The organism is Adlercreutzia rubneri, from assembly GCF_009755265.1.
Taxonomy (GTDB): domain Bacteria; phylum Actinomycetota; class Coriobacteriia; order Coriobacteriales; family Eggerthellaceae; genus Adlercreutzia; species Adlercreutzia rubneri.
In genome coordinates this window covers 37532-44405 of the sequence record NZ_WPOO01000019.1, presented here as the reverse complement: position 1 = coordinate 44405, position 6874 = coordinate 37532, and the positions used below count along the sequence as shown (strand labels likewise).

The following is a 6874-nucleotide window of genomic DNA, read 5'->3' as shown; positions in this document are numbered from 1 at the left end:
TGCCGTCCTGGATCATGTCCACGATGTGCTTGGCGGTGTTCTGCACGAGCTCGAGCTGCTCCTGCGGGGTGTTGCCGAGGGCGTTGCCGCCCAGGGCGATGACAGCGGTCTTGCCGTTGCCCTTTTCATATGGCATAGAATTCTCCTTACCTGTTGGCCTCATCATGAGAAGTACGCAGGATGGTTCGGCACAAAAGCCATCCTGCGTACTTACTTTATTGAGCGCCACGTAGGCGCAAAAGATAAGATTGGGTTTATTTTTACCGCAACTACCCCTAATCCGCCCTAAACCAGCGGCCCTGGAAGTCATTCTCCAATCGCGGGTTAACCTCACTTGGAGGGAGGCGGTTTCAGTCGCCCTTCTAGTCAAAGCAACCACGCCGGCATCGGCTCAGTAAGATTAGAGGGCCTCTCGGATGATGGGCATCGACATACAGCGGGCGCCTCCACGGCCGCGCGACAGCTCCGCTCCCTCGAAGGTGCGCACTTCGATACCTGCCTTATCGAGCAAATCGAGGGTTATTTTGTTGCGATCGTAGCAGACCACCAATCCTGGAGCCAACGTGAGCACGTTCCCGCCGAGATTCCACATCTCCCAAAAGCCCTGGATCTCATCTCCGTTGCCTACGGGAATAAGCCGTACCGAGGACTCACCAAGCGCATCGGCGAGCACCTTGCTCCAGTCGGAGCCGACGGGCTGCGTCCTGACGCCATCGGAAGCGGGGGTCAGCTTGTACACGTTCACATTGCCGCTCAGGAAGGGGTTGAACAGGAACGCGTCCCGATCGACCATGGTCAACATTCCATCGAGATGCATGGCATTGCGGCCGCGCTCCATCTCGAAGGCATAGACGGCCTCGAAACCTTTCTTGAACAGATTTGCGGCAACGAACTCGATGGCGCCGGGCTGGGTGCGCTCTGTGCAGCCGATGCAGACAACCTTATCGGAGAGGATGAGCACATCTCCGCCTTCCTCGGCCCTGATCTGCTATCGGAATTTGCGGACGCTCCATAGGAAACGTAGCAAGCGGAGATGATCAAAGGAGAACCTCAGAATCATCTCCGCTTTTTGAAAGACTCTTGTGACTGCAAACTTTAGGAATTATATGAAGTGCTGAGGGATCAAGTGCTGCATAGCTTTAGTCAACAATCACGTTTTCGGTAGTATAAGATGCCTGCGCATACCGCTGGGCATTGGCGAACTGCGAAGTCGCAAGGCCATACAAGATCGCAGCCTGCTCCTTATCGCCCTTCGCTCCGGCGCAATCGGCCATGGTTGTGTAATTGCATCCCGTGTGCACTGCCTCGGCGGCCTTGTTGTAGCACTCCAACGCGTCGGCATCTTCGGTATCGCTCTTGTACAATTCGGCGCCAGCGTTTCTCACTGCAATACGGGCATCGGTTTCCGCGCTCTTATTGGTGGCCTGCATGCCCTCTCCAAGAGTGAGCTTGTAGTAGTTGGCCGTACCGAACGGGACATCGGAGCGGAATTTCTCATCATGGCCCCTCAAGACGAACATCTCAAGATCGGTCGCGTCGAAAATCGTCCTGAAGATGGTCTTGAACTCCAGATCATCTCCTTCTGGGGAATGGAACTGATAGAAGCCGCCGAAATCCCAATTCTCCTCGCTCCATTTGCCCTCGTCGTAGTAGCGAATGCTTCCGAGTGCATCCGCGATGGTGCGCGGGGTAACAGAGCCCTTGTTGTCCAGCAGGATCCTCTCTACCGTGCTAGCCCTGGGCACGCTGTCCGGATACGCCTCGTACGAATCGTTCATCCACGACTCGTCCAGGAAATGATTTGCCGTAATAAGGTAATCCTCCTCGCCATGATCGCCGGCCTTACGGACTACATAGGCAGTGTCTTTTTGCTCTACAACATAAGCATTCCCGTTATTATCAGAAATGTTAATGTTGCCGGTATGGATCCACTCAGTTTCCGTAAGCATTTTGACCGCTTCATCTGCTGTAGCGCACTTTGTAGCTGTATACCAGTAAGCGAACAGGGTATCGAGGAACGTGCCTTCCCTATCAATCACCTCGGCACCCTCGCTCGGTGCCGCGTGGGGCCCTCCGGCATAGGTAATAATGAGGCCCTCAGAGTTCATGAATGCATTGCCCTGCATTCCGCCAGATGCCATAACCGCATAGCCATCATCCGGATAAGAAATCATATCCGAGAACATTGCAGCAGGCGTTGCGCTGATTGCATCAAGATTGGCGCCTCCAAGATGACGGCCGTCCAGGGTCATGTTTCCCCAAGCCGATACGGTCATGCACGTTTTTGAGCGCTCCGGATCATAATGCATCATCAAATCGTAGTTAAGGACAGAGGAACCCATAATTGCAACAATCGCATCTTCCTTTGAGATTCCTGCCCCATCAGCCACCCCTGACAAGAAGTCAAACACAGATGGCTCATCCGCTTCGTAGTGCTTCAGGATCTTACCCATGGCTTCGTTATATGCGGCATCGTCTGCCTCCGTATAAATCATGGCCATTACAGATGCCCAGTTATTCTCTAACTGCACTTTCTGCTGTAATCCGTACTGCCTTCCCATATCAAACCAGGAGCCGTTTACATAGACAACTTCCTGCGTGTTCCCTGCGTTGACGGTTGCATCGAACACCCCATCGAACTCTTCGGCGCCAGAAGCTACCGCTACATCCGTCGATGCATTGTCCGGCGTTCCGCTAGGCGCATTGTCCGATGCTCCGCCCGTCGTGCTCTCTGCGGAACAGCCCGCAAATGCCAGCAGACTTAAACATAAGCTGGCGCAAAACAATACACGAGCTACTTTTCTTCTCATAATCTAGCCCTTTCTTTTCTTCCAAGAGCCCTACATTGCCGGCAACTTGATGGCTGGCGCAAAATGCCCTACTTTGCCGACCCTGGGGCGTCGGAGGACTTTGAAGCCTCATATGGGCGACGCGCTTAGGCCTTGGGCTCCTGTTGGGTGATGCAGTGGATGTTGCCGCCGCCGAAGACCACCTGGTCGGACTGGACGCCCACGCACTTGTAGACGCCCTCGCCCCACACCTCGTCGTAGATCTGCTGCAGAGTGTCCACGGCCAGCGGATCGTTCTCGTCGCCGTACTGGGGCACGATGACGCCGCCGTTGGTCACCAGGTAGTTCATGTAGGAGGCGATGAGCGGCTCGTCAGCCACGCGCGGCTCGGCGTTCTCGTCCATGTCGATGGTGTCGCAGGAGGCCTGGTCCATGTACAGGGGCTTCGCCGGCATGGGCAGCTTGTACACCTTCAGCGCACGGCCCTTCGCGTCGGTGGCGTTGCTCAAGGTCTCGTAGGCCTCATGGCACTGGCGGTAGAAGGGGTAGTCCTCATCGTCGGTCCAGATGCAGACCATCACGCCCGGGGCGATGAAGGTGGCCACGTCGTCGATATGGCCGTTGGTCTCCTCGGGGTCGATGCCCTCCTTGACCCAGATGACCTTCTCCACGCCCAGGTACGCCTTCAGGTGCTCGTCCATGTAGGCGCGCAGCTCCTCGCTCCAGGGCTCGAAGCGCTTGGCGTAGACGGGCCAGATGGTGTCCTCCTCGACCTCCTCGGCGAGCACGGCCGAGGCGGTGCGGCCCGGGGAGAGCAGGCACTGCTCGGTGACCACGAGGGTGCCCTCGCCGTCCACGGTGATGGAGCCGCCCTCCAGGATCATGTCATCGGGACGATAGCGGCGGCAGTGCGACAGCTCGGCCATCTTGCAGGCGATCTGGTCGTCGGCCTTCCACGGGAAGTACAGGCCGTCGATGAAGCCGCCGTAGGCGTTGAAGTGCCAGTCGCAGGCGCGCTTGTCGCCCTTGCCGTCGATGACGTAGGTGGCGCCGGTGTCGCGGAACCAGGCGTCATCGGTGGTCATTTCGATGACGGTCACGTTCTCGTCGTCCTCGAAAACGGCCTTGCAGTTGGCGTAGTCGTCCTCGTTGGCGCACATGACGACAGGCGTGAACTCGGCGATGGCTCGGGCGATGGCGGCGTACTGCTTCTGGGCCGGCTTGGCGCCGTGGGCCCAGGTGTCGGTGCGGTGGGGCCAGCCTATCCACACGCGATCCTGCGGAGCGAACTCGGCGGGCATGAAGAAGCCGTCGGCGGCGGGGGTGGAATCAGACTCGTAGATGGTTTTCATGAGGGAATTCCTTTCAAGAGGGGGGGGGTACGAGTACAGCAATCTACAAAATCTTCTCGCTCTTGCCGTCGTCGGCGGCAAGAATCTGCTCGACTTGGGCCGGATCAACGGGCTCGAGCGAATCGGGCTCGCCCGCGGCCTCTTCAGCCAAACGCTCGGCGGCCATCGCGGGAGTGAGGCCCTTGAACTCCTCCTTGCGGCCGCGGGCGCTCACAATGCGCACCACCTCGCCCAAAAGGAGGAATACGATGAAGATGGCGATCATCGGCACCTTGTCCGCCACTTCCTCGGCCGAGAACGGCACGAGCGTGGCCACGATGGCCAGTACCAGCTCGATGACCGGGATGGCCAGAATAACCTTCATGGCTGTGCCCTGGAAGGGGAAGCGGTACACGCGGGGACGGTTCGCATCGACCTTGCGCAGTTTGATGAAGGCCGGGAACATGGGAATGTAGGTGAGCAGCAGGAACACCACAGAGGTGGCGAACAGCGTCCAGAACAGCCCGTTGGAGATGGCCTCGTTGGGGATGAGCTGGATGAGCAGTACGGCGGTGGCCACAATGCCGTTCACGACGGCGGCGCCGGTGGGCATGGCGGTCTTCGGGTTCTCATGGGCGAAGACCTTCGGCATGTTCTGGTTCTTCGCCGCATAGTCGGCCACGAAGTTCACGCCGAAGGACCAGCTGGCCATATTCGCGAACAGGGTGATGAGGAACGCCACGGCGATGATGATGAAGATGGGGGAAGCCTCGCCCACCATGGTCATCACGGCCACGAGCATGCCGAAGTCGGGGTCGATCTGGTCGGCCGGGATGGCGGCGCCGATGCCGAAGCCGCAGAACAGGTAGATGGCGCCAATGGCCAGGCCGCCCAGGATGATGGCCTTGGGAATGTCGCGGGCCGGGTTCTGCATGTCCTTGGCGAAGGTGCAGATCACCTCGAAGCCCGTGAAGTTGAAGATGATGATGGACAGGTAGCCGAGCGCAGCGGTGTTGGTCAAGTCGGGCAGGAACGTCTCGGGGGCCATGGATCCGGCGAATCCGTTGGCGCAGGCGTACCAAATGCCGAGCACGCCCACGGACACGGCCACGAGCACCTTCAAAACGGCGCCGCCGTTCAAAATCCACTCGGAATCGGACACCTTCGAGAAGCTCATGAACACGACGATCCACACGAAGGCAATCTCGATGGCCAGGGTCAGCGGCAGGTTCGCCTCGATGTCGGCCCCGAACACCATACCTAAGATGGGCGGGAACAGCGTGGCCAAGCTGGCGATCCACAACGGGAAGTTGATCCAATAGTACCAGCTAATGCGGGCGCCCCACTTGTCGCCGAGGGCGTCGCGCACCCAGTCGTAGATACCGCCCTCGGAGTCGTAGGCGGTGCCGAGCTCGGCCGCTACCATGCCGTAGGGCAAAAGGAAGGTGATGATAAGGAAGATCCACCAGAAGAACTGCTGGTTGCCGATGGCAGCAGCCGGTGCCGCCGCCTCACACACGAACACCACGCAGATCACCGACAGAATAACGGATACGAAGGAGAATTTCTTCTTACCGCTCATAGGGTAACTCCTTAATGGGAAAGAGCGATCGGGGAAGTTGCGCCTTCCCCGATCGCAAATGGTTTACAGACCCTGCTTGCCGAGCTTCGCCATGCACTCGTCGATGGTGGCGCGGTAGTTGGTCGCCTTCTCCGGGTTCGACTCGCTCTGGGGGCACAGAGTGGCGAGGATGGCGCGGATGGAGTGCTTGCGGTTCTCGGCCTCGTCCCAGCACAGGGAGCGCTCCGGGTCGTCCATCACCTCGTCCACGACCTCCTCGCCGCGGTTGGCCGGCAGGCAGTGCATGAACTTGGAGTCGGGGCCGGCCGCGTTCATCAGGTCCCAGGTCACCTGGTACTTGGGATAGAACACGTCCATGTAGCTGGTGCTGGAGACTTCCTCGTCGTAGAGGCCGTACCACACGTCGGTGTACACGAAGTCGGCGCCCTCGATGCAGGAGATGTCGTCGGAGACGGTAATGGTGCCGCCGGAGATCTTGCAGTTCTCCTCGCCGATGGCCATGAGCTCCTTACCGAACACAGCGCGCTCCTCATCGGTGCCTATGAGCAGGGCGCCGTCGGGAATCTGATGGCCCTTGGGTCCGAACTGCACGAAGTCCATGCCCATCTTCGAGCAGATGAACATGAGCGATACGCAGGTCTGGGTGGCATCGCCGATGAAGGCGAACTTGCAGTCCTCGATCTTCTTGCCGGCGGGCAGGTTCTCGATCATGGTCATGAGGTCTCCGAGCTCCTGGGTGGGGTGGTTGTACTCGCTCATGCCGTTGATCACGGGGGCCGCGGAGTACTTCGCCAGGGCCACCACGTCCTTGTGGCGGTCGACGCGGGCCATGAGGATGTCGACGAGGCTTCCCATGACGCGGCCGGAGTCCTCGATGGACTCGTGGCCGCCCAGCTGGATGGAGCCGGGGCCGAAGAACTGCGCGTGGCCGCCCAGGTCGGTCATGGCCGTCTCGAAGGAGATGCGCGTGCGGGTGGACACCTGCTGGAAGATCATGCCCAGCGTCTTGTGCTTCAGCAAGAGCGGGTACTCGCCGCCCTCCTTGATGAGCCCCTTCATGGCGATGGCGAGGTCCACCATGCCGAGCAGCTCCTCCTTGGTGAAGTCGTTGGTGTCGATGTAGTCCTTGACCATGGAAATCCTCCTTTAGGATCTCGTTCGCGACCTCTGCG

At 59.2% G+C, this 6874-nt stretch carries 5 protein-coding genes and 1 pseudogene; all 6 read right to left on the bottom strand.

All coding sequences use genetic code 11. From position 1 onward, the window contains the following. Positions 1-136, bottom strand: a pseudogene (locus GO707_RS09870) (carbamate kinase); the annotation flags it as partial. A gap of 264 nt (positions 137-400) precedes the next feature. Beyond that, on the bottom strand, positions 401-961 hold the full coding sequence (locus GO707_RS09865) for an arginine deiminase family protein (RefSeq protein ID WP_157012941.1): 561 nt from the start codon (positions 959-961) through the stop codon (positions 401-403). Positions 962-1139: 178 nt separating this feature from the next. After that, on the bottom strand, positions 1140-2810 hold the full coding sequence (locus tag GO707_RS09860) for a C45 family autoproteolytic acyltransferase/hydolase (RefSeq protein ID WP_157012940.1): 1671 nt from the start codon (positions 2808-2810) through the stop codon (positions 1140-1142). Positions 2811-2935: 125 nt separating this feature from the next. Next, on the bottom strand, positions 2936-4141 hold the full coding sequence (locus GO707_RS09855; protein ID WP_114540327.1) for an agmatine deiminase family protein: 1206 nt from the start codon (positions 4139-4141) through the stop codon (positions 2936-2938). A gap of 43 nt (positions 4142-4184) precedes the next feature. Beyond that, entirely contained in the window at positions 4185-5702 is a 1518-nt protein-coding gene (locus GO707_RS09850) for an APC family permease (RefSeq protein ID WP_157012939.1), read from the bottom strand. A gap of 63 nt (positions 5703-5765) precedes the next feature. Beyond that, positions 5766-6836, bottom strand: coding sequence for a putrescine carbamoyltransferase (ptcA, locus tag GO707_RS09845; protein ID WP_157012938.1), 1071 nt, complete (start codon positions 6834-6836; stop codon positions 5766-5768). Positions 6837-6874: the final 38 nt, after the last annotated feature.